Genomic DNA, 22,776 nt, shown 5'->3' with positions numbered 1-22,776 from the left:
AAATTGTTCAGTTTAGAGGAGATTGCTCATCATCTGACTGCAAATATGACTAAAGACAGCACGATGGATACTGCTCAAAAAGCGAAAATAGAATACGGATTATCCTTGACACTTGGCGTGATGATCGAATTTGTTTTGACGGTAGGTATATCCGCTTTTTTAGGGTCAACTGTTTATACACTCGTAATAATGCTTTCAGCTTTAGTTTTAAGGGTGTTTACCGGCGGGTCCCATTGCTCCAGTTACCGGCGTTGTCTTGTGTTTACAATACTAATTTTTGTCGGTTTATCATTAATTACCAAAATAATTGCAGTCAATACTCCTTTCAATGGAATAATTGAAATGTTCTTATTCCCTGCGATTATCGGCATAGCCGTTCAGGGATTTATGTTGACTGGCATCGGTAAAAAGTTTGTAACAGCCAGTGATAGGGGCATGCAAAGAATGAAGATTTAATCTGAGATGTCATTTCATTCCATCAAATGATAATTTCATTCCAAAATCAACCATCCATTGTATATTTCATATAAACTATGACTACAGCATCCAAAAATATACAAAGGAGTTGAAAGGTATGGGGACTACGAAGAAATTCAGATTTTCAATTATTTTACCCGTATTGGCGTTTATCGGGGCTATCGGGATCATAACGCCGAATTGCCTGGGATGGTTTTATGAACCGAAGAGACCTAAAAAGCTGAATTAAGAAAAAGTACATTTACAATTTACTTTATTAAAGGAGGTAAAGATACAATGAAAAGAACAAAAAGAACAATGTTTACATTTGCTTTTGTTCTTCTACTTTTATTAGGCTTACAAGTTCCGACATATGCAGCACAAGACGGACAAATAAGAAAAGTTACTACTGGTGGAGTTAATATGCGTTCAGGACCTGGTAGTTCATATTCAGTTATAATGACATTGTCTCAAGGTGAAGCACTTGCTTACCAAAGCACAAGTGGCGATTGGGATTATTTTAAAGGATGGAAGTATACAACAAGTTCTATCGTAAATGGTTATGTCCCTTCCGGGTCTGCTGTATCGTTTACTTTAGCAACAGCCAAATATGCTTTAAGCATTTATTCATCAGAAAGCGACTCAAGTTATGTTGGTTATGATGTACCTGCAAATGCGTATCTAAATGTTGATACAATGGCGTTCAACAGTTATTCCAATCTCTACTATCTAAGATTAACATCGTATGTTTCCGGAGGAACTTTGAATTATCAAAACGGGTATGTTCACACTAATTTTAGAACGTCTTCACCGTCAAATTATTATATAAACATATAGTTTTTTAAAAGAAGGAGGGATTTACATGAAATTTTCGTTTAACAAAATAGCTATTGTATTAACAATAGTCGCGATCATGTTAATCGGGAGTATAGCTGTTTATGCAAGTAGTAATATACAATCACCCAAGATTGCTTCAATAACCAAGGTAGAACCAAATAAAGTCCTTCGTGGCACTTGGAATTTAACTGTGACAGAAATAGCATTTTATCCAGGAAGCACAGTTCCAGATCAAAAGGGTGCGTCTATTACAATTAAGATGGACAATGTTGATGGACCAGGGAAATCTTTTCTGCCAACTGGCTTCATTACTGCTTTAGTCGGAGAAAGTGGCAAAGTTTATGAATTGGACACGAATCATCCGTTTGATAAATTATATACCTCTAGTCAAGATGCTATGAAAATGGAAGCGAAAGAAAAGGGGATGAATTACGAACCGGGAGTCTTTAAAATTAAAGCACACTTGATGGTTGATAGAAGCGAAAAAAACATTTCCAAAGTAATCTATCAAAATGAGAAAGGAGAAAAAATAGAAATACCTATTCAAGGGATTACGCCGGTAGATGTTCAGCCTAATTCAGACGCAAAATAAATAAAGTAGGAAGAAAGGCTGCGGATTTGAACGTAGCCTTTTTTAACAAGCACTATTATCATGAGTTCGTACATGTTCATGTCTGGGAGGAAAGCGTGAGAAAAAAGTGACCTTTTCTCGATAAAACGGGCACTGGGTTTTCTAACGAATTCTCATGAACTCTCAATATTTCGATTTGGAAGCAGAAGACCGCCCTCGCCGGGTGGCAGAAGGCCATTGTCATTGAAATGTGCTTATCGCCTGCGATTATCGGCATAACCGTTCAGGGATTTATGTTGACTGGTATTGGCAAAAAGTTTGTAACAGCCAGTGATAGGGGCATGCAAAGAATGAGATTTAATCTCAGATGTTATTTCATTCCATCAAATGATAATTTCATTCCAAAATCAACCATCCATTGTATATTTCATATAAACTATGACTACAGCATCCAAAAATATACAAAGGAGTTGAAAGGTATGGGGACTACGAAGAAATTCAGATTTTCAATTATTTTACCCGTATTGGCGTTTATCGGGGCTATCGGGATCATAACGCCCAATTGCCTAGGATGGTTCTATGAACCGAACAGACCCAAAGAGTTAAGGTAAACACTACAATCTAGGGCGCTTGATACAAAAGAAGTTTTGTTGTCAATTTATGGAGAAAGTATCTGAATAGTAGATCCTGTTTTTGAATAATGGAAAGAGGTGATAAACATGAATAAAAAGAAACTAGTTTCAAGGATTGGATTATGTGTTGGAGCATTAGCCCTCGTATTGATTGTGGGGTATTCGGGAAGCGCTTTTTCCGATAGCAATAACAAGTATTTAGATAAAGAATACTCCGTCAAAGAATCAATTCAAAGATCTTTTGACTTGGACAATCAAGGCCTAAAGCCAATTTATTTAAGAGATCTATTTGATGATAGCATTGCAACAGAAAGTGATGAAGTTAGATCAAAGCTTATTTCATGTTATAAAATGCTACGTCAAGAAAATGAGATTGCCCAAGGAGACTTTAAGCCCATATTTTACCTGGACGGAAAAGAAAAAGTATTTATAGGGGTATTGCATCCGAATGATAGCATTACTCTTACCGAATTTGATATATCAAAAGATAAACCTGAAAAAATCGATAAAAAGGTAAAGGAGGCAGCGAAATAAGATGAAAAAGAAGCTAATTCCTTTATTAACTTTAACTATTATCTTATGTTCTTCAGTAGCAGCTTACGCTGTAACAATGTCAGGTAGCTCTTCAATTCAAACTGGATATATCAATATGACCTGCACATCAACTACCACTACAAGTGAATCGTGGGCGAAATGGGTTTTAAACGATTTTTATCAAGATGGCATACTTCGGAATAACAGTGAAAATAGTAATTTGACTGGAACGTCTGTATCTACTTCATGTAATGCACTTAATATTCCAGGAACTCAAGTTTGGGAATGCTATGGGGAACATGGAATAGGTCTTGATGACGGCACTGAATTAATTAAATATTCATATGCAACTAAGAATTGGTAAAGAATACCACGAAATACACCATTCAAACGAAAACATATGATACAGTGGAAGCTGTATTACAGGGAAAATAACATTATAGAAAAATCTAATGTTTAATATTTTTAACTAGTACAGAAGTATAGATTTCAGAGCTGATAAAAATTAATTATATGACTACTTTTAGTCTACTGCTTACGCCTGATAATGGTTACGGCAGTAGGCTGTTTTCTAATGTATCTAGTTCAATTCATTCTTTCAATATTTATCATATCTGGGAGGAAAGGATATGCATTTTTCGACGTCGTCGTCTTTGGGACAAACCTGAGCGTATAAAACGAAGACTCCATGATGTCAACCGATTTCCCACGAGAATGTTTTTCCGCTGTAACCGTCAAATAAGCGGGTGTATAGAAATAGAGCAAAGAACAGTGTAAACTGAAATCTTTGCTCTATTTGCAGATAGCTTGAATTTTCGGATTCCACGGAAGATAACTTTCAAGAATCTCTGGATACTGCCCAAACGGTTCACCCGGTAAGCGATCAAAAATATAATCAAGGTATTTGTATGGGCTTAATCCATTAGCCTTGGCGCTTTCCACTATGCTGTAGACTGCAGCACTAGCCTCGGCACCTTTGGGACTGCCACTAAATAGCCAATTCTTGCGGCCAATTGTAAAAGGCCGAATGCAATTTTCAGCGAGATTATTGGAAATTGAGCAATTTCCATCCTTCAGGTAATTTATCAGATCTGGTTTACGGCTTAAGTCATAATTTATTGCCTGGCTCAGTTTGGATTTTGGTAGAACTTTATCCGCAGTGGAATCAGCCCATTCCCAAAAAGCATCAAGTACCGGTACTTCCTGCTCCAGTCGCTTAAGTCTTCGTTCATCACTTGTCAGATTCTCCAGTGTTTTTTCTATCTCAAAAAGCTTATTGCAATAATTTATTCCTTGACCCGAAAGGGTATCATCCGGTCCGCGAATATCCTTCGGCAGGGCATCAACGAAGTTTCTTCTCAGATGCGACCAGCAAAGGCAGCGGGTAATGCGCTCAACTTTTTGGTAACCACTGTAGGCATCCGTATGTAAAAATCCCGTAAATCCTTTAAGAAACTCCTGCGGGTAAATTCCATTTCTTCCTGGCTCATACTCAAATATTCGAATGGGATGTCCCGCATCTTTTGCTGTAGTGTATACCCACATATAGGAATCGCTCGTATTCTTCCGGCCTTCTTCATTCATGACCTGTACAGGTGTTTCATCGGCATGTAGATAGCGTTCCTTAAGAAGTTCAGTATGCATCAGGTTTAGGATGGGGCTAAGCCAGTCACGGGATGCGACCATAATCCAATTCGCCATGGTTGCGCGGCTTAAAGACAAACCGAGTGTCTTCCATTCTTTTTCCTGCCGATATAGCGGCATAGCATTTACGAATTTCTGATGCATGACCCAAGCTACTGTGGAAGATGTCGCCAGAGAGTGTTGAATAACGGGATCTGGCATTGGGGATTTTTCCATATAGGGCAAACCATTTTTGCGGCAGCTACGGCATTCGAAGGTCTCCCGGTAAACATCGATCACTTTCAGTTTAGCCGGAATATATTCTACCTCTGTACGTACGAACTCTTCGCCTACCGAGACCAAAGCTGTGCTGCATGTCTCACAGAAGCGTTCTTCTTCGACAAGCGTGCAGAGTTTCTTCTCATGCGGCAGGTTTTCTAAAAGCTCCATTCGCCCATCTTTTGCTTTTTTTCTCTGGTACCCATTAACTCTTTTTAAGTCAGGTTCTTTAACCTTTGGATCGGATTCCATTTCCGCTTCATTAAAAAGAGACATCTGTCCTAAAGATAGGGCGGATGTCTTCTCTGAACTGCGGCCATATAGTTTGCGTGTAAGATGGTGAACAGTTTCCAGGAGAAGTCTGTTTTCCTTCTCCAATTCGGATATGCGATTTTCCAGAGTCTTAATCTCTTGAGACGTACTCATTAATCACAAAATCCTTTACGTTTTTACTGTAATAATTGTACCATAAAAATGCCGAAGAATCCAGTATTTATGCGGATTTTCGGCACTGCTAGCACTAATTTTACAGAGAAAAACACTGCTCGGTATTGAGTTTTTTTACAGCCCTGGGCTGGTCAATGGACAGCCCTTCCATAAGCCAGCGAAATTCCTGGACAGTGACGCTGCGGACAGCCTCAGCATTCCTCGGCCACTTAAATTTGCCGGTTTCCAGCCGCTTGTACAATAACACGAAGCCATCGCCTTCCCAATAAAGCGCTTTGAGCCGGTCATGACGGTGTCCACAGAATAGAAATAAGCTGTTTTGAAATGGGTTTAATTGAAAGTTCTGCTGGACGAGAGCGGCCAGCCCGTTAATGGATTTGCGCATGTCGGTATACCCGCAAGCGATATAAATTTTCTCTGCTTTGGATATATCACCGAACATTTTGAAGGGCCCTCAAGGTGTTTTCAATCAAGGTCTGAGATGCGTTGTTATGGATTTCCAAAGTCATAGCATCACAACGAATGATGATATCCGGAAATACTTGCCGATCGGCAGACTCAGCAGCAACTCGCGCGATCGGAATATTTAGCGGCACAATGGAGTTGTTTCCTTCATTCATTGAAGGGAGGGCTTCGCAGGCAGCCTTACGGATACGCCTTAGCCAATAAAAGTATGTGGTCTCCTTGATGTTATGCTCAGCGCACCAGCAAGTTACTGTTTGACCACTACTTCGGCATTCGCGGATTTGCTGGGTCCATTGACTCAGTCGGTATTGCTGTGCAACTTTCCTGGTGTCCAACCCTAAGCCTCCTTTCAAAGTTTTTACAGTTTACTTGAAAAACTTTGAATTACTTTAACTTAGAGTTTATTGTCCCATAATCCCATAGGAGTTTCTATACACTGTCTCCTTTGACGCTTACTTTCCGCTAAACATTCTCGTGGGAAAGTTAAGTTAATTAATTATTGCTTAAGCCTTTTCGGCTTTTTCAAAAAGAAAGTCAAAAAGACTGCTAACAAACATAGGATACACGAAATGGTAAACGCAAGTGAATAGCTTTTTGTGGCATCGGCGATTCGGGCTGCCATTAGGGGGCCAAAGACACCCCCGACACCCCAGGCAGTAAAGACAAAACCATAATTTACTCCGGCATGTTTTGTACCAAAATAGTCATAGGTTGCTGATGGGAAGAGTGAAAGCAAAGAACCGTAGCCTAATCCTGCAATCGCTGCACCCAACGCAATTAATACCGGAGTATTGTAAGTGCTGAAAGCGAGCATGTTGAGTGCCTGGATCAAAAAGAAAATACGCATCGACCAGGAACGCCCTATTTTATCGGAAAGCCAACCGGCAATAACCCTGCCGGAGGCATTGAAAACGGCCAGTAAAGCGACCATCGCGTACCCCCAGGAAATACCGGCCTGCGTCTTGGCAATTGAAGAAAGCTGGCTGATGATCATCAGCCCGGCGCTGGCTCCTGCCGCATACATCACCCAAAGCAGATAGAATTCCCGTCTTATAAGCATTTGCTGCCAGTTTAGGCCTCCTGTCGAGGCAGTAGCCGCTGAAGGGGAAGCCGTACTGCTCTGAGATTGGCCACTTAAAGTGGAAGGGACAGTCAGCAGCTGGGCAAGCAAAACAATAATTAGTAAGAACAGGATCCCTTCAATACGGAAGGTGCTCTCTATGCCAAACTTTCTCAGCAATGCATTGGTTAATGGTGCGATATAAAGAGAAGCCAAACCAAAGCCGGCAACAACGACACCCGAGATCAGACCTTTTTTCTCTGGGGGAAACCATTTGACTGCGGCAGGTGTCGCAGCCGAGTATCCGAGACCGATCCCCATCCCGGCAATTAAACCGAAAGTAACGATCAGCATGGTCAGTGAGTGCGTAAAGCTGCTCAGGATTAAGCCACTGCCTGCCATGATTCCGCCAAGGGCAGCAATCCAGCGGGGGCCGTACCGGTCTTGAAGATATCCGCCGGGAACCATCATCAAGGCAAACACTGCGCAGGCGACCATATACGGAACAGAAGCCGCTGTCTTAGTCCAGTGAAATTGCTCAATCAGGGCAGCTGCAAAGACGCTCCAGGTGTAAAGGACACCAAGGGCCAAATTAATACCTGTTCCGGCCAAAGTAACTGTCCAACCTTGTTTCGCTCTGTTCATCATTATCTTCCTTTCTTTATCTGTCCGTCGATCCTGATAGAATCCGGCCAGCGTTATCTTTTTACGTATCTTATCAGAAAAGAGATCGAAGGTTTGTGATTCTGACTGCAAAAGCAGTATTCCGCACGTCAACGGAAGATAATAAAGCGTTACCCGTTTACGGAAGAATAATGCCGTTTTTTCCCTCATAGATATGCTTAGGGGGGATTCCTAATGAAAGCCCTGAAGCGTTTATGAGTATTCTATATAGTGTTCTGCTGGCGCTCGGGATTGCTGTATCATTGAGAACCAGAGTAAAAGTCATGATGTGGAGGTCTCCTGAGGCACCTAATCGTTTGGCCAAAGCCATTACCCAGCTGGTCGGGACTGCGGGTGGAATTTATATTTCTTTGGAACTGCTACTGACCTTTCTAGGAATACCAGAAAACATCTGGAATCCCTCATCGGTTTATTTTATAAAGCCACTGGCTGTTTTTTCGCTGATCATTGCGATACTGCAGCCCTATGGTCAAAAAATATGGGAAACGGTCCGGGGCAGGAGTGTGTAATATGCTTTTAAGTGAACTGTCAGGAAAAGAAATTATTAATCTTCATGATGGCGCGAAGCTCGGTTCAATTGGTGAGAGTGATATTAAAATTAGCCCCGAAGGAAAAATCGAGGCAATCATCATCGATTCAAGAGCGGGATACGGAAGATTCTTTAATAAGAACAGTGAAAAAGAAGGCGGGTATGTGGTCGTCCCCTGGAAAGCCATTAAAAAAGTAGGCAGTGAAGTGATCATCGTAGATATCGATATGTAGGACCGCTCTTTGCCGTCCGTGGCATCGCGGCATTAGGCCATCCGTGGCCATCGTTTGACAGGTTTCTATTGATATAATAGAATAAGAAGTGTATTAAACCCCGAAAGGCTTCTGGCGCGGGGTTTTACGTTATCGTATTCAGGAGGGGTATATTTGGACAAAATACGCGTATTTGTTGCCGGAGCATGTGGCAAAGTGGGCATGGAAACAGTCAGGACAATACGTCTGCAGAACGATATGGAGCTTGCAGGGGTATCAGATATTCAGAATCAAGGAAAGGATATTGGATTAGTCCTTGGACAGCAGCCATTCGACCTACAGATTTCCGGCCAGATGGAAATAGAAAAATTAAAAGAACTGCAAGTAGATATTCTCGTTGATTTTACGAATCCCCAATCAGTATTTTCCAATGCCAAAACTGCAATTAAAGCGGGGGTTGTTCCTGTTATTGGGGCGACTGGGTTGGACGGTCACGAAATCAGTGAATTGGAGGATCTCTCCAAAGCGACCGGCACAGGGGTTTTTATTGCACCGAATTTTGCGCTTGGCGCAATCCTGATGATGAAGTTTGCGAAAGAAACCGCGAAATACTTTCATCATGTCGATATCATTGAATATCATCATGATCAGAAGCTGGATGCACCTTCCGGCACTGCTTTGAAAACCGCGGATATGATCTCTGAGATCCGGGAACCGATCATCCAGGGACATCCGAACGAATATGAGAAAATACCCGGTGCTCGGGGCGGAGACCTGAATGGCATTCACATCCATTCCATCCGTTTACCGGGACTGATCGCCCATCAGGAAGTCATTTTCGGAGGGTCAGGACAGACGCTCACGATCCGTCATGACGCGTATACACGGGAAACCTACATGCCCGGGGTGATACTGGCCATTCGCAAAGCATATAAGCTGACCGGACTTGTTATCGGACTGGAGAATTTCCTGGATTAGGTTAAGCACCGCGTTTCTCGGCTGCTCATATACTGGATAGTAGTTAACTGGACACTATCCAGTAAGGAGGCATAAACATGAATGCGGTACTTGAAGGAGTTCGCCTGGCAGTAATCGGCGGGGATGATAGAGAAATATTTCTTGTCCCCGAGCTGCAAAAGTGTGGTGCGAAGATCATCGGGCTCGGTCTGGAAAAGTCTCCGCTTGGAGACAGCATTGAGCATGCCAAATCTTTTACCGAGATTATCGCTAAAGCAGATGCGCTTATCTTACCTATGTTTGGCACAGATGCGCGGGGCCTGATCAAAGCAAAGTATTCTAATTCTCCGATCATCTTAAATAATGAAGTTCTGGAATTGATTCCGCCCGGTGTTCCGCTTTTTATAGGCTGGGCCCGTCCTGCCCTGATCAGCGCAGCCCAAAAGATGAACATAGACCTCGTGGAAATAGCAAACCGTAATGAAATTGTCATCTTGAATTCGATACCTTCAGCCGAGGGGGCGGTTCAGATGGCAATGGAGGCTACCACGATCACCATTCACAGCAGTGAAAGCTTTGTTTTGGGTCTTGGCCGCTGCGGCATGACACTGGTGAATCTACTGAAGGGAATGGGAGCAAAGGTTACGTGTGTTGCACGTAAGCCCTCAGACCTGGCCCGGGCTGTAGAGATGGGAGTGCGTGCTATCGGTTTTTCTGATCTTGAAAAGGAAATCAACAGGGCGGAAATCGTTTTCAATACCGTACCAGCTCTGATTCTCGGCAGAGATCTGCTGAACAAAATGTCCCGGGAAACCGTCATTATTGATATTGCCTCTATTCCGGGAGGTATTGACTTTGAATATGCCCAGATGCTTGGGATTAAGGCTCAGCTTGCCCCTGGCCTGCCCGGTATTGTCGCGCCAAAGACCGCCGGAAAAATGCTGGCGAAGCTTTATCCGCCTCTGATTCTTGAGCACCTTGTACCTGCTGCAGATGCAGCCACTGCTGCTGCAGTCCGGAAGGGGGTGCCCAAAAATGAGATTTGAAAAGCTGCACATCGGTTTTGCGCTGACCGGTTCCCATTGTACCCTTGGCCGGGTCATGGGGGTGATCAGACAACTTGTCGAAGAAGGAGCAGATATAACGCCGATTGTTTCGGAGTCCGTTAATACAGTGGATACGAGATTCGGGGATGCAACGTACTGGAAAGCTAGACTGAAAGAGATTACAGGAAAAGACCCGATCGGAACTATCCCGGAGGCAGAACCGATCGGTCCGGGCAAGCTTTTTGATTGTATGGTTATTGCGCCCTGTACCGGGAATACACTTGCCAAACTCGCTAACGGCATCACTGATACACCCGTCTTAATGGCTACTAAAGCACACTTGCGCAACTTAGGCCCCGTGGTAATTGCTATATCTACAAATGACGGGTTAGGGGTTAACGCTAAAAATATCGGAGCCTTACTCTCAGCTAAGAATATCTACCTGGTGCCTTTTGGTCAGGACAGCCCGCTCAAAAAGACCAATTCTCTCGTTGCCCAGATGGATAAAATACCGGACACAATACTGCTGGCCTGCCAGGGAAAACAAATTGAACCGCTCCTGGTAGAAATTTCTTCTTCTGAGTAGCCAAAATATTTAGTATCCTATGAGAGAATAATGATTTATACTATATTAATACCTAGTTGTTGAAAGTGAATTGTCAGAATTATTGAATATTCATGTTTAGGAGGATCTCAATGCCAAATATTGCAATTGTCGGAGCAACGGGTGTCGTTGGTCAGGAATTTTTGAAAATTCTTGCTGAACGGAAGTTTCCGGTGGATGAGCTTCGCTTGCTTGCGACGAAAAGATCAAGCGGATCACGGATTTCCTGGCAGGGAAAAGAAATAGAAGTACAAGAAACAACGAATCAGAGCTTTCAAGGCATTGATATCGCCTTATTTGCGGGTGGTTCCGCCAGTACGGAGTATGCGCCGGCCGCAGTCCAGAGCGGAGCAGTCGTTATTGACAACAGCAGTGCTTTTCGGCTAAATCCGGATGTTCCTCTGGTTGTACCTGAAGTCAACCCCGAAGATGTCAAATGGCATAAAGGGATTATCGCCAATCCGAACTGTTCCACGATTATCATGGTCGTGGCACTAAAACCGCTCGAAGCGCTTTCGCGAATTAAACGTATTGTGGTATCCACATATCAGGCAGTTTCCGGCGCGGGCAAAGAAGGGATTATTGAACTGGAGGAACAGGTGAAGTCGTGGAGCAACGGGAAAAAAATCACGGATATTGATACTTTCCCATATCAGATCGCCTTTAACCTGATACCCAGAATTGATGTATTTCAGGAGGGTGACTATACAAAGGAAGAATGGAAAATGGTCAAGGAAACCCAAAAAATCTTCCATAGGGATGATTTGCGTGTTACGGCTACTTGTGTCCGTGTTCCGGTCTTTCGTTCTCACTGTGAATCCATCAATATTGAGACTGAGAAAAAACTCACGATCGATCAGGTCAAGGCTGCATTTGCCCAGGCTCCCGGCGTAATCTTAAAAGACGATTCGGCGAAAGATATTTATCCGATGCCGCTCGACAGCTCGAACAGGGATGAAGTTCTGGTCGGAAGAATCCGGGAAGATCAAACCATCGATCAGGGGATTAATCTCTGGATCGCAGGTGATCAGATTCGCAAAGGTGCAGCGACAAATGCAGTCCAGATTGCAGAATTGCTGTTATAATAGATAGGAAATAACGGATAAGATTAAAAGATAAGAAAACATAGACGTTATAATAATAAGGAAAGCAAAATTCAAGACAAGTTAAGAAAATTAGAGGAAGGAGAAATTACCTTGCGTATATTGGTTCAAAAATTTGGCGGAACTTCCCTGGCCAATCCGGAAAGAAGAGCGCAGGTCGCTGCTAAGGTTTCCGAGGCTATTAATCAAGGGTTTTCGCCTGTGGTTGTTGTTTCTGCAATCGGGCGTTCGGGAGATCCCTATGCGACCGATACGCTGATTAAGATGGTTTCAAGCATTTATTCCGAAGTGCCCAAAAGAGAAATGGATTTACTCTTAAGTTGCGGGGAAATCATTTCCGGCAGCATTATGGTTAGCACGCTGCAGGGTCTGGGGTTGGAAGCTGTTCTTTTAACGGGTGGACAGGCCGGCATTATCACCAACAGCAGTTTTGGCGATGCAAGAATTGTCAGAATCGAACCGGAAAATATCCTGGAGCAGCTGAAAGAAGGCAAGGTTGTCGTCATTACGGGCTTCCAAGGTATGACCGAAAACGGACAAATTACAACCCTGGGCAGAGGCGGAAGCGACACAACGGCTTGTTCGATTGGTGTCGCACTAAATGCTGAAGCAATTGATATTTATACGGACGTCGAAGGTATTATGACCGCAGACCCCCGGATCGTTCAGGACGCCAAAATCCTTGACGTGATCACCTATAATGATATCTGCCATCTGGCGCATCAGGGAGCCAAAGTCATCCATCCGCGCGCCGTGGAAATCGCGATGCAGAAGAATATCCCATTGCGGGTAAAATGTACGTTTTCCGATGCTCCAGGAACGCTGGTCACCAATGTTCAGCCCGACCTCGCGGAGGGTTCGGACATGATCGGCGACAGGATTATTACAGGGATTGCACATACCCCGAATGTCACCCAGATCAAGATCCACGTTCAAGAAGAAGAAAATAAACCCAAAGCGATCACCAAAATATTCAAGGGGATGGCTTTAGCGGATATTAGTGTCGATTTCATCAGCGTTCAACCAGAAACTGTCCTGTATACAGTTCGTGATGAGCTGGCAAAGAAAGCCGTCAATATTTTAAAGAATCTGGGTTTCAACCCTGAATCCGCGCCAGGATGCGCCAAAATTGCGCTCGTCGGCGGGGGAATTGCCGATGTGCCCGGTGTCATGGCCAATATGGCAGAAGCACTTGCTGAGAGCGGCATTGAGATTCTTCAGTCCGCTGACTCTCATACCACGATCTGGGTACTTGTCAAAAAAGAACATATGGTTCCGGCTGTGCAGTCTTTGCACAAAAAATTTGAGCTTGGTATTTGACAGCCAGGCATAAAATAGTTTATGGAGGAAAGAGAAATGTTTGGCAGCGTTTTAACCGCTATGGTGACACCATTTAACGATAAGCTGGAGATCGATTATCCTGCGGCCGCAATACTGGCCAGATATTTGGTTGAAAACGGCACAGAAGGGATCGTCGTAGCCGGAACAACCGGTGAGAGCCCTAATCTGACCGGTGAAGAAAAGCTTAACCTTTTTACGACGGTGAAAGAAGCAGTTGGGGATACGTGTAAAGTCATTGCAGGCGTGGGTACCTATTCCACGCGTGAAAGCGTTGAACTTGCTGAAAAAGTCTCAAACCAGCTCGATGGCATTATGGCAGTGGTTCCGTATTACAGCAAACCTTCCCAGGAAGGTCTTTATGAGCATTTTAAAGCCATCGCAGCGGCCACAGACCTGCCTGTGATGCTTTATAACATACCAGGAAGGACAGTCATCAACCTTCTTCCTTCTACAGTCGCCAAACTAGCTGGAATCTCAAATATTGTCTGCATTAAAGAAGCAGCAGGATCGATGGACCAGGTCAGTGAACTGAAAAAGGAACTGTCTTCGACCTTTGCGATTTATTCGGGCGATGATTCATTGACCTTGCCGATGCTGTCTCTAGGCGGGGCAGGGATCGTAAGTGTCGCTTCTCATCTGATCGGTACCCAGATGCAAAAAATGGTTGCTGCGTTTAAGGCCGGCGATATGGAGAAAGCTTTAAAATGGCATCTGCTGTTGTTCCCAATCTTTAAAGGGATGTTCGTGGCAACAAATCCAGTGCCTGTGAAGTATCTGCTGAATGAAGTCGGCATCAAAGCCGGGGGCTACCGGTTGCCTATCGTTGGCCCGACCCAGACGGAACAGGCTTCCTTAAAAGAATTGCTCACGAATATCCGAAATCTGCCTGAAGAGGTCTGACCTTAGAAATTACTTTCAGATAAAACTAAAAGTAAAAGCAAAAAATTAAAACTTTGGTTATGCCGAAGTTTTAGTTTTATTCGCGAATGGGCAACAATAATGTTGGAAGCTGTTCACCCAGCTTGCATATCTGATATTCAGGTACTATAATAAATCTAATGGTGTTGTACGGCTAACCGAATAACGGAATCAAAGAAACCAAGAGGTATTTTTACCTGTTTCTATTTTTGTTTGTGTTTTTTTGTTGTAGTCTTTTTTTATCCTGCTCAGATACTTCGGGGTATCTCCTTGTTTCCTTATGCTGACAAATTAATAGGATTGAAATTGAAATTAATAAAGTAAAATATATATAAATTGATGGAGGTATTGCCTTTGCCAAAAGAACACAAACTGCAAATTATCCCTTTAGGCGGATTGGGTGAAATCGGGAAAAACATGACGCTGATAAAGTATGACAACCAGATGATCATGATTGATGCCGGTATGGCTTTCCCTGAAGATGACATGCCCGGAATTGATCTGGTCATCCCTGACTATTCCTATGTCATCGAAAACAAGGACATGCTGCTCGGGATTATGGTGACCCATGGTCATGAAGATCATATCGGCACATTCCCCTATCTTCTGAAGGACATAGACGCGCCTGTATTTGCGCCAAAACTTACCTTGGGACTGATCCAGGCCAAATTAAAGGAGTGCAATGTCAACCGGTTTAAATCGACTGTCGTCAATCCTGGAGAGAGTATCAAGCTTGGCGTTTTTAAAATTGATTTTATCCGGGTCAACCACAGCATACCTGATTCTGTGAGTCTGGCTATCCATACACCCCTCGGTGTGATCGTCCATACCGGAGATTTTAAACTGGATCATACCCCCGTTACATCGGAGATCCTAGATATTTATAAATTCTCCGAATTGGGTGAAAAAGGCGTACTCTGCTTAATGTCCGACAGCACGAATGTAGAAAGGCCTGGTTTTACGATGTCGGAGAGAGTGGTCGGACAGATGTTCGACGATGTATTCCGCACCGCCAAGGAAAGAATCATTTTAGCCAGCTTTGCTTCGAATATCCATCGCGTGCAGCAGGTCATCACCGCTGCTTTCAAAACGAACAGGAAGGTTGCCATTGTCGGCAGGAGCATGCAGAATTACGCCTCAATCGCTGCTGAATATGGCTATCTGATCATTCCAGAAGGAACGCTGGTCGATGTAGAAGAGGTTCTCCAGCTGCCACCGAATCAGGTCTGTATTATTACAACAGGGAGTCAGGGGGAACCGATGTCGGCACTTTCCCGCATGGCTTCCAGCGACCATAAACAGGTCGAGATCCTGCCAGGTGATACGGTGATTATCTCCGCGAGTCCGATTCCGGGAAATGAGAAATCGGTGGCCCGAACCATCGATCAGTTGTTTAAACTCGGCGCCAATGTGATCCACGAACAAGCATCAGGCGTCCATGTTTCCGGTCATGGCAGTCAGGAAGAATTAAAGATGATGCTGAATATGGTAAGACCGCAGTATTTTGTGCCTGTGCACGGTGAGTACCGCATGCTGATTAAGCATGGCCAGATTGCCGAACAGCTTGGAATTTCGCATAAAAATATTTTTATTGCCGAAAATGGAAGTGTCATTGAGTTCACCAGAAATGGAGCAGGTATCGCCGGGAAAGTGCCATCCGGCAGAATTTTAGTGGACGGGCTTGGTGTAGGGGACGTCGGCAATATTGTGCTGCGCGACCGCAAACAGCTGTCTCAGGACGGTATTTTAATCGTAGTTATTGCGCTGAGCCGTTCCACCAATGAAATTGTTGCCGGGCCTGATATTGTGACCAGGGGATTCGTCTATGTCAGAGAATCCGAGACAATGCTGGATGAGGCTAAAGAGAAAATCAGACAGACCACCGAACGCTGCATCGAGAACGGTATTATTGAATGGGTCACACTCAAAAATCAGATTAAAGACGTTCTAGGCAAGCATCTGTATGAAAAAACGAAAAGAAAACCGGTCATCCTGCCAATCATTCAGGAAGTGAAATAAGTTCAACAAGTTCGAACATTTTTTTCCTAAACGGGTTGACAATGTTTTCGCATTTAGCTATACTATCAAATGTTCTCGCAATTTTGGCCCGTTGGTCAAGCGGCCTAAGACACCGCCCTTTCACGGCGGTAACACGGGTTCGAATCCCGTACGGGTCACCATTTAAAATCCGACGTTCGTGGTTTTTCCTCGAACATCAGATAAGGGCGATTAGCTCAGCTGGGAGAGCGCCTGCCTTACAAGCAGGATGTCGGCAGTTCGATCCTGTCATCGCCCACCAAACTCGAAGTTCGAAGTTCGAGGCGCGAAGCTTGAAAAAGCATATTAAGATATTGCTTGAAGAGCGGAAGGTACGGACTGAACATCGGGAAACTTACTGCTGAGGAATACGAAGGTTCGAATATCGAACGTCGTGCCTCGAATATCGAATTGGCCCCGTAGCTTAGTGGTTTAAAGCGCCTGCCTGTCACGCAGGAGATCGTCGGTTCAAATCCGATCGGGGTCGCCATAATTTATTAAATTACGAATCCATCCTGAAACCGATGGGGTGTCGCCAAGCGGTAAGGCACCAGACTTTGACTCTGGCATACGTTGGTTCGAATCCAGCCACCCCAGCCAGACGGGTCATTAGCTCAGCTGGTAGAGCACCTGACTCTTAATCAGGGTGTCCAGGGTTCGAGCCCCTGATGGCCCACCATCAAAACAATATTATTTCCGAGCCATTAGCTCAGTCGGTAGAGCATCTGACTTTTAATCAGGGTGTCCCGCGTTCGAGTCGCGGATGGCTCACCATCTATCATGCGGGTGTAACTCAGTGGTAGAGTGTCACCTTGCCAAGGTGAAAGTCGCGAGTTCGAATCTCGTCACCCGCTCCAAAAAAATATGCGCTCGTAGCTCAGCTGGATAGAGCGTCTGACTACGAATCAGAAGGCCGGGGGTTCGAATCCCTCCGAGCGCACCATTGTTCCAGAAGGCATTCGCCGTTATAGCTCAGTAGGTAGAGCGTATCCTTGGTAAGGATAAGGTCACCGGTTCAATCCCGGTTAACGGCTCCAGTTTTATGCGGGAGTGGCGGAATTGGCAGACGCGCACGTTTGAGGGGCGTGTGGTTAACACCGTGCGGGTTCAAGTCCCGCCTTCCGCACCAATCAGTAGTTTACGGAGAAGTACTCAAGTGGCTGAAGAGGACGGTTTGCTAAACCGTTAGAGTGGGTAACTGCTGCGAGGGTTCAAATCCCTCCTTCTCCGCCAGCATATTCCTCGATAGCTCAACGGTAGAGCAATCGGCTGTTAACCGATAGGTTGCTGGTTCGAATCCAGCTCGGGGAGCCATGGCAGGGTAGCCAAGTGGTCTAAGGCAAGCGGTTCATACCCGCTCATCCGAGGGTTCAAATCCCCCCCCTGCTACCAAACATGCGGGTGTAACTCAATGGTAGAGTGCCAGCCTTCCAAGCTGGTTACGTGGGTTCGATTCCCATCACCCGCTCCAAAGAAAATAAAATCCTGCGCGACCGCGCAGGATTTTTTTATGGAGCGGGTGATGGGGATCGAACAGGCAGCGCCGCACCTTGCCCATGGCATCACGGCATTAGGCCACCCGTGGCCGTCAAATGCGACCTATGGAAGCATTTTCCCACCCCGGCGTGATAGCGAGCGAATTGGCAGAGGCCAATTCGCGAAGCGGAGCGATTCCCATCACCCGCGGAGTTGAGGTATGAAGTAGTAAATAAGAATGAAGAGAACACCAGAAGTATAATTTGTCAAGATTTTGTCAATGACAATTTGAGAAAAATATTACAATTTATGTTATTTAGTAGTATAATTAAAACGTATTTTTATTTCTAAAAATGAAATATAAGATAAGCGAATAAATGTAAAAAATATGTAAAAATAATGTAAATTAAATGTAAAATATAGCAGAGGGAGTGGAAATATGCCTCTATATTCGTATGTTGCTAAAGACTTTTCCGGCCAGAGATCGACAGGCGTTCTGGAAGCCGATAGTATTCAGAACTTTTACCGCCAGCTCAAAGAGCGACAGCTTTTTTGCATTGAAGTCAGTGAAAGGAAATCTGATTTTCAGCAGGTATTATTAGGAGCTGAAACATATCGTGCTTTATCATGACGATCAGATCATGGTTCTTGATTTTGGACAATTCGGTATCTTAAATCTGAAAGAGATGGCCGAATATTCCTGGTTGATGGAAAAATCAACACTGGAAATGGAGCTTGAAACCCTGCAGAAAGAGGAAGAACTTCGCTTGATTCACAGGAAGACAGATATCGAGGCCAGAGACGTTATCATTGAAGAAAAAAGTTCAGATATTCTGGTTTTAAATCTTACAGGAGTTGGTAAGCTATATGTTGCGGAGCTAATGGGGGAACTGCTCCGCAGGGGTGAAGAGATCTGGCCGGTCAAGTTCAAGCATGCGATATCCCGCTTTCGGGAAAAGATCTATTAATAGGTGATCTCCCCATAGATGATATACTTAATTGTGAAAGAAACGCCCTGCCCGGAATATTTCTTATACTCCGAACAGGGCGCTTTATTTTATTGCTTTATAACGCGACTGTTTGCACCATGGATGGCGCAACAGTCGAAGAGCGGATAGCACCATGCCGTAAGCCCCTATTTCAACTTAGAATATAAACGGCTGATCAAGATACTTCGAGAACAACTCAGGATTCACGCATCTTAAGTTAGCTTCCTCAAGGGTTACCATCTTCCGCTTAACCAGATTCGCCAGAGAATAATCCATCGGGGCCATACCCGCTTTGATGCCAGTCTGGATGACCGTATCAATCTGGTGGGTCTTGCCTTCACGGATCATATTCCGGACAGCGTCATTGACGATGAGAGCTTCCATCGCTGCAACACGTCCGGTACCATCCATAGTAGGCAGCAGCTGCTGGCAGATAATGCCCTGAAGAACAGATGCCAACTGAACTTTAATTTGCTGCAGTTGATTCGGCGGAAAAACATCGATGATCCGGTCAATGGTAGTCGCTGCGGATGAAGTATGGAGGGTGGACAAGACCAAGTGGCCTGTTTCTGAAGCCATCAGGGCCGTGTTGATCGTCTCAAGGTCGCGCATTTCACCGACCAAGATAACATCGGGGTCTTCACGCAGTGCAGACCGTAAAGCATCTGCAAAGGCATGGGTATCGTCACCAATCTCACGCTGGTTTATCATACATTGATTATGGGCATGCAAATATTCGATCGGGTCTTCGATGGTAATGACGTGACTGTTGCGGTGCGTATTCATATGGCGCACCATGGCAGCAAGGGTAGTGGATTTACCGGAACCGGTCGGACCCGTGACCAGGATCAGACCTCTGGGTTTCATTGCGAGGTCTTTCAGGATATCAGGCAGTCCCAGCTCGTTAATACTTGGAATATCCGGAACAATGACCCTGATCGCGGCCGCCAGGCTTTTTCGCTGGCTGTAGACGTTAACCCTGAAACGGCTGATACCAGGGATCGTATAGGAAAAGTCAACTTCTCCCTTTTGCTGCAAACGGTTTTTCACGGGTTCATCCATTAGTTCATCAACAAGCTCTTTGGTGTCCAACGGAGACAAATACTTGGCATTTGCCATCGGAGTCAAGATACCATTGATTCTGAACATTGGGGGAAGACCGGTTGTGATGTGGAGGTCAGAAGCTTTAAGTTCCAATGACATTAAAAGTAAGTCCCTGATATTTAGATTCATACAAACACTCCTCAACATAAATAGATTTGATCGGTCTATTCAATACTATAGGTTACTTTTAATAATTCTTCCGTGGTGGTGGTTCCGTCCAGAACCAGACGGGTACAGGTATCACGCAGGGAAATATAGCCGAAACGGCCGGCAATATGTCTTATTTGATCAGGAGTTACTCCCCGATTAACCATCTCGCGGATATCCTTGTTGATCGGAATGATTTCATGGATGGCGGTTCGACCGGAATAACCGGTGTAATTACAGGCAGGACATCCGGTCCCCTTGTAAAGGGGCTGGGGTTCGCGCAGTTTCAGCAGCATCATTTCGGCATGTTCCGGCCGGTATGAAGTTTTGCATTTTGGACAGATTTTGCGGACAAGTCTTTGAGCCATTAGGCCGACAACAGCGGAAGAAACAAGATAAGATTCAATTCCCATATCGACTAGCCGGATAATCGAGGAAGCTGCATCGTTGGTGTGGATAGTGCTTAAGACCAGGTGGCCGGTGATGGCTGAACGGATCGCAATCTGGGCTGTTTCCGAGTCGCGGATCTCCCCAATCATGATAATGTCGGGGTCCTGACGCAGAATCGACCGCAGTCCCGAGGCAAAAGTCAGGCCAGCTTTGGTATTGACTTGGACCTGATTGATCCCATCCATCCGGTATTCAACAGGGTCTTCTACGGTGATGATATTGACAGTTGGTTTATTCAATTCTCGCATGACTGCGTAAAGTGTCGTCGTTTTTCCGGAACCGGTGGGGCCAGAAACAAGGATGATCCCATTTGGACTTTTGATGATCCGGTCAAACAGCTCAAGATTTTCAGCAGTAAAGCCTAGCTCAGATTTGGTATAGGTACTGTTTCTCATTCCGAGCACGCGGATAACTATCTTTTCTCCGTGGACTGTTGGAAGTATGGAAAGCCTGAGGTCAACGTTATTGCCGTCAATGCTGACTTCAATTCTGCCGTCCTGGGGTAGGCGCTTCTCAGCAATATCCATTTGCCCCATGATCTTAATTCTGGTGACGATGGCCTGGTGGGCCGCTTTAGATGTTTTCATGGCTTCCTGAAGTTCTCCGTCTATCCGGTAGCGGATCCGCATTTCATTGTCAGACGGTTCAATATGGATGTCACTGGCATTTGTCTTGATGGCATGCTGAATCACGGAATTAACCAGTCTTACGACAGGGGCATTCGTCACCTCATCGCCAAACTGATCGTCAATTCCGGAGAAATCAACAAGGTCATACGTTTGTTTCAGTTCTTCAATCGCTTTTTCGGCGCTTTCCTTGCCATAATAGCGCTCGATCGCATTCATGATATCCGACGCGGTAGCCATGGCTGGCTTGACATCAAGCCGGGTTGCCCGTTTGACATCATCGATCGCATAAAAGTCCAGCGGGTCGACCATGGCAACGATCAGCACATTATTTTCCTTCTTGATCGGTATCAAGGAATGCTTTCTGACCATTCCTTCCGTAATCAGTCCCGTAGCAAGAGGATCAATCGGAGTTTCACCTAGATCATAGTAAGGAATATGATATTGAAATTCCAGCACTTTGAGTAGCTGTTTTTCCGTAATAGATTTCGTTTCAATAAGGATCTCGCCCAGTTTTTTAGAAGTTTTGGACTGCATTTCCAAAGCATCTTCGAGCTGCTTAGCAGTAATCACCTCTGATTCAACTAAAAGCTGTCCCAGTTTTCGCATCGTTTCCGGCATTTTTTTCTCCAATTTAATTATTTATATTTTGTCTATTTTAATTTATTGTATTATAGTGTAAATCAAAAATAAAGAAAAATTGCTAATATTTACAAATCCTGCGAATTTAGATACCCTAAGGGAAGAAAGATTAAAGGAGTGTTTGAGATGGAAACGTTTTTTATGGAACATGTTTGGCTGGTCTATTTGGGATTATTTATTGTCGGGCTTGCTGCCGGAAAATTTTTGAAAATATTAATTAGAAGAAACATGGAAGAAGAGCACAGAGATTTCCCATCCAAACCGGTCGTGGAAATCCTGAATGCGCTGCTGTACTGTGCTTTATTCTGGAAATACGGTTTTTCTCTAGAAACATTGAGTTTTCTGATTTTTGGCTCGATCCTTTTACTCATTGCGTTCATTGATTTTAAGACCATGCTGATCCCAAACTGGAGCGTTCTCCTGATTCTGGTTCTGGGTATTTTGTTTGCTTTCTTCAATCAGGATGTCTCCTGGCTGGAGAGGCTGATTGGCTTCTTTGGAGCTGGATTGGGTTTGCTGCTGATCTATATATTCTCGAGAGGCGGCATAGGCGGCGGAGATATCAAGCTGATGGCCGCAGCAGGCTTTTTCCTAGGCTGGAAACTAACGTTTTGGGCAATGCTTGTCGGTTCAATCATCGGCGGAGTCTTTGGGGTGATTATCCTGGTCAGCGGCAAAGGACAATTAAAGACTGCAATCCCATATGGACCGTTTTTAGTGATAGGTATCATAGGAAGCATTCTTTTTGGCAACGAAATGATTTCGTGGTATTGGAGTTTATTAATACGCTAAATTGTTTTATTATTTTTTACATTAGATGTATTGTTGTATTTTTGCCGCAAATAATAAGAAAATGCGAAAAATAACTGGCGATAAATTCTTTGGTGAGCGGTCAAAGTAAATGCAACCTTTGACAGAGTAAATATAGTGGGGTTTCATTGAGTCTGTCAAAATACTGGGAATAACAGGTATAGTACCTGTTAAAAATAGCCGATTCAGATTATATG

26 protein-coding genes and 14 tRNA genes are annotated in these 22,776 nt (G+C 44.4%); 33 read left to right on the top strand and 7 right to left on the bottom strand.

What is annotated here, in order from left to right:
- Positions 1-3: 3 nt before the first annotated feature.
- From OKX56_RS00200 to OKX56_RS00170, 7 genes are all read left to right on the top strand, one after another.
- Positions 4-456, top strand: coding sequence for an accessory gene regulator B family protein (locus OKX56_RS00200; RefSeq protein ID WP_025205421.1), 453 nt, complete (start codon positions 4-6; stop codon positions 454-456).
- Between the two features lie 118 nt (positions 457-574).
- Positions 575-706 (top strand): cyclic lactone autoinducer peptide, encoded by a 132-nt coding sequence (locus tag OKX56_RS00195; protein WP_083221836.1) that lies wholly within the window; start codon positions 575-577, stop codon positions 704-706.
- A 47-nt stretch (positions 707-753) separates the two neighbouring features.
- A complete protein-coding gene (locus OKX56_RS00190) occupies positions 754-1,293 on the top strand; it encodes an SH3 domain-containing protein (protein WP_019226932.1) in 540 nt (179 codons plus the stop codon).
- Positions 1,294-1,318: 25 nt separating this feature from the next.
- Positions 1,319-1,885 carry a hypothetical protein gene (locus tag OKX56_RS00185; RefSeq protein WP_019226931.1) on the top strand — a complete coding sequence of 189 codons (567 nt, stop codon included), beginning with the start codon at positions 1,319-1,321 and terminating at the stop codon, positions 1,883-1,885.
- Between the two features lie 458 nt (positions 1,886-2,343).
- A complete protein-coding gene (locus OKX56_RS00180; RefSeq protein WP_083221837.1) occupies positions 2,344-2,475 on the top strand; it encodes a cyclic lactone autoinducer peptide in 132 nt (43 codons plus the stop codon).
- A gap of 108 nt (positions 2,476-2,583) precedes the next feature.
- On the top strand, positions 2,584-3,030 hold the full coding sequence (locus OKX56_RS00175; protein ID WP_019226742.1) for a hypothetical protein: 447 nt from the start codon (positions 2,584-2,586) through the stop codon (positions 3,028-3,030).
- Between the two features lies 1 nt (position 3,031).
- Positions 3,032-3,394, top strand: a complete 363-nt coding sequence (locus tag OKX56_RS00170) for a hypothetical protein (RefSeq protein ID WP_019226743.1) — start codon at positions 3,032-3,034, stop codon at positions 3,392-3,394.
- A 428-nt stretch (positions 3,395-3,822) separates the two neighbouring features.
- Here OKX56_RS00170 and tnpC read toward each other — a convergent pair whose 3' ends face one another.
- From tnpC to OKX56_RS00150, 4 genes are all read right to left on the bottom strand, one after another.
- Positions 3,823-5,358 (bottom strand): IS66 family transposase, encoded by a 1,536-nt coding sequence (gene tnpC, locus OKX56_RS00165; protein ID WP_019226744.1) that lies wholly within the window; start codon positions 5,356-5,358, stop codon positions 3,823-3,825.
- Between the two features lie 100 nt (positions 5,359-5,458).
- On the bottom strand, positions 5,459-5,821 hold the full coding sequence (tnpB, locus tag OKX56_RS00160) for an IS66 family insertion sequence element accessory protein TnpB (protein ID WP_019226745.1): 363 nt from the start codon (positions 5,819-5,821) through the stop codon (positions 5,459-5,461).
- The gene (tnpA, locus tag OKX56_RS00155) at positions 5,811-6,179 is read right to left on the bottom strand and encodes an IS66 family insertion sequence element accessory protein TnpA (RefSeq protein ID WP_019226746.1); all 369 of its coding nucleotides are present in this window, start codon (positions 6,177-6,179) and stop codon (positions 5,811-5,813) included. Before tnpA ends, tnpB begins: the two co-directional genes overlap by 11 nt.
- A 161-nt stretch (positions 6,180-6,340) precedes the next feature.
- Positions 6,341-7,549, bottom strand: coding sequence for an L-lactate MFS transporter (locus tag OKX56_RS00150; RefSeq protein WP_025205426.1), 1,209 nt, complete (start codon positions 7,547-7,549; stop codon positions 6,341-6,343).
- Between the two features lie 233 nt (positions 7,550-7,782).
- Between OKX56_RS00150 and OKX56_RS00145 the strand changes: the two genes are divergently transcribed.
- The 25 genes from OKX56_RS00145 (at position 7,783) to OKX56_RS00025 (ending at position 18,779) form a co-directional block, all read left to right on the top strand.
- On the top strand, positions 7,783-8,097 hold the full coding sequence (locus OKX56_RS00145) for a hypothetical protein (protein WP_019226748.1): 315 nt from the start codon (positions 7,783-7,785) through the stop codon (positions 8,095-8,097).
- Between the two features lies 1 nt (position 8,098).
- On the top strand, positions 8,099-8,350 hold the full coding sequence (locus tag OKX56_RS00140) for a YlmC/YmxH family sporulation protein (protein ID WP_019226749.1): 252 nt from the start codon (positions 8,099-8,101) through the stop codon (positions 8,348-8,350).
- Between the two features lie 153 nt (positions 8,351-8,503).
- On the top strand, positions 8,504-9,307 hold the full coding sequence (dapB, locus tag OKX56_RS00135; protein WP_019226750.1) for a 4-hydroxy-tetrahydrodipicolinate reductase: 804 nt from the start codon (positions 8,504-8,506) through the stop codon (positions 9,305-9,307).
- 77 nt (positions 9,308-9,384) lie between these two features.
- Positions 9,385-10,332, top strand: a complete 948-nt coding sequence (gene dpsA, locus OKX56_RS00130) for a dipicolinate synthase subunit DpsA (RefSeq protein WP_019226751.1) — start codon at positions 9,385-9,387, stop codon at positions 10,330-10,332.
- On the top strand, positions 10,322-10,918 hold the full coding sequence (locus OKX56_RS00125) for a dipicolinate synthase subunit B (RefSeq protein ID WP_019226752.1): 597 nt from the start codon (positions 10,322-10,324) through the stop codon (positions 10,916-10,918). The genes dpsA and OKX56_RS00125 overlap by 11 nt, the downstream gene beginning before the upstream one ends.
- Positions 10,919-11,028: 110 nt before the next feature.
- Positions 11,029-12,021 (top strand): aspartate-semialdehyde dehydrogenase, encoded by a 993-nt coding sequence (locus tag OKX56_RS00120; RefSeq protein WP_019226753.1) that lies wholly within the window; start codon positions 11,029-11,031, stop codon positions 12,019-12,021.
- A 111-nt stretch (positions 12,022-12,132) separates the two neighbouring features.
- Entirely contained in the window at positions 12,133-13,359 is a 1,227-nt protein-coding gene (gene dapG, locus OKX56_RS00115; RefSeq protein ID WP_019226754.1) for an aspartate kinase, read from the top strand.
- A 36-nt stretch (positions 13,360-13,395) separates the two neighbouring features.
- Positions 13,396-14,280: a 4-hydroxy-tetrahydrodipicolinate synthase gene (dapA, locus tag OKX56_RS00110; RefSeq protein WP_019226755.1), complete on the top strand. Its 885-nt coding sequence runs from the start codon at positions 13,396-13,398 to the stop codon at positions 14,278-14,280.
- A gap of 372 nt (positions 14,281-14,652) precedes the next feature.
- Positions 14,653-16,317, top strand: a complete 1,665-nt coding sequence (locus OKX56_RS00105; RefSeq protein ID WP_019226756.1) for a ribonuclease J — start codon at positions 14,653-14,655, stop codon at positions 16,315-16,317.
- Between the two features lie 85 nt (positions 16,318-16,402).
- A tRNA-Glu gene (locus OKX56_RS00100) sits at positions 16,403-16,478 on the top strand.
- Between the two features lie 43 nt (positions 16,479-16,521).
- Positions 16,522-16,597 (top strand) — tRNA-Val (locus OKX56_RS00095).
- 151 nt (positions 16,598-16,748) lie between these two features.
- Positions 16,749-16,825: transfer RNA gene (locus OKX56_RS00090), tRNA-Asp, on the top strand.
- 35 nt (positions 16,826-16,860) lie between these two features.
- Positions 16,861-16,935, top strand: a tRNA-Gln gene (locus tag OKX56_RS00085).
- Positions 16,936-16,938: 3 nt separating this feature from the next.
- Positions 16,939-17,014: transfer RNA gene (locus OKX56_RS00080), tRNA-Lys, on the top strand.
- 19 nt (positions 17,015-17,033) lie between these two features.
- Positions 17,034-17,109, top strand: a tRNA-Lys gene (locus OKX56_RS00075).
- 8 nt (positions 17,110-17,117) lie between these two features.
- A tRNA-Gly gene (locus OKX56_RS00070) sits at positions 17,118-17,192 on the top strand.
- A gap of 9 nt (positions 17,193-17,201) precedes the next feature.
- Positions 17,202-17,278: transfer RNA gene (locus OKX56_RS00065), tRNA-Arg, on the top strand.
- Between the two features lie 18 nt (positions 17,279-17,296).
- Positions 17,297-17,372 (top strand) — tRNA-Thr (locus OKX56_RS00060).
- Positions 17,373-17,379: 7 nt separating this feature from the next.
- A tRNA-Leu gene (locus OKX56_RS00055) sits at positions 17,380-17,464 on the top strand.
- A 13-nt stretch (positions 17,465-17,477) separates the two neighbouring features.
- Positions 17,478-17,568, top strand: a tRNA-Ser gene (locus OKX56_RS00050).
- 6 nt (positions 17,569-17,574) lie between these two features.
- Positions 17,575-17,649: transfer RNA gene (locus OKX56_RS00045), tRNA-Asn, on the top strand.
- 1 nt (position 17,650) lies between these two features.
- A tRNA-Ile gene (locus tag OKX56_RS00040) sits at positions 17,651-17,727 on the top strand.
- 5 nt (positions 17,728-17,732) lie between these two features.
- Positions 17,733-17,806: transfer RNA gene (locus OKX56_RS00035), tRNA-Gly, on the top strand.
- Positions 17,807-18,250: 444 nt separating this feature from the next.
- Positions 18,251-18,442 (top strand): hypothetical protein, encoded by a 192-nt coding sequence (locus OKX56_RS00030; RefSeq protein WP_019226757.1) that lies wholly within the window; start codon positions 18,251-18,253, stop codon positions 18,440-18,442.
- Positions 18,429-18,779, top strand: a complete 351-nt coding sequence (locus OKX56_RS00025; RefSeq protein ID WP_019226758.1) for a hypothetical protein — start codon at positions 18,429-18,431, stop codon at positions 18,777-18,779. The genes OKX56_RS00030 and OKX56_RS00025 overlap by 14 nt, the downstream gene beginning before the upstream one ends.
- A gap of 177 nt (positions 18,780-18,956) precedes the next feature.
- On the opposite strand, the gene OKX56_RS00020 is transcribed toward OKX56_RS00025, so the two are convergent.
- Positions 18,957-20,033 carry a type IV pilus twitching motility protein PilT gene (locus tag OKX56_RS00020; RefSeq protein ID WP_025205428.1) on the bottom strand — a complete coding sequence of 359 codons (1,077 nt, stop codon included), beginning with the start codon at positions 20,031-20,033 and terminating at the stop codon, positions 18,957-18,959.
- Positions 20,034-20,068: 35 nt separating this feature from the next.
- Complete coding sequence (locus tag OKX56_RS00015) at positions 20,069-21,748, bottom strand: GspE/PulE family protein (RefSeq protein WP_019226760.1); 1,680 nt, start codon at positions 21,746-21,748, stop codon at positions 20,069-20,071.
- 147 nt (positions 21,749-21,895) lie between these two features.
- Between OKX56_RS00015 and OKX56_RS00010 the strand changes: the two genes are divergently transcribed.
- Complete coding sequence (locus tag OKX56_RS00010; RefSeq protein ID WP_019226761.1) at positions 21,896-22,561, top strand: prepilin peptidase; 666 nt, start codon at positions 21,896-21,898, stop codon at positions 22,559-22,561.
- Positions 22,562-22,582: 21 nt separating this feature from the next.
- Here the strand turns inward: OKX56_RS00010 and OKX56_RS00005 are convergent.
- The coding region (locus OKX56_RS00005) for a hypothetical protein (RefSeq protein ID WP_207644960.1) at positions 22,583-22,776 on the bottom strand (194 nt) is incomplete at its 5' end.

Origin of the sequence: Dehalobacter sp. (assembly GCF_030063005.1) — a bacterium.
GTDB lineage: Bacteria > Bacillota > Desulfitobacteriia > Desulfitobacteriales > Syntrophobotulaceae > Dehalobacter > Dehalobacter restrictus.
This window is presented reverse-complemented; position numbering and strand designations above follow the sequence as displayed.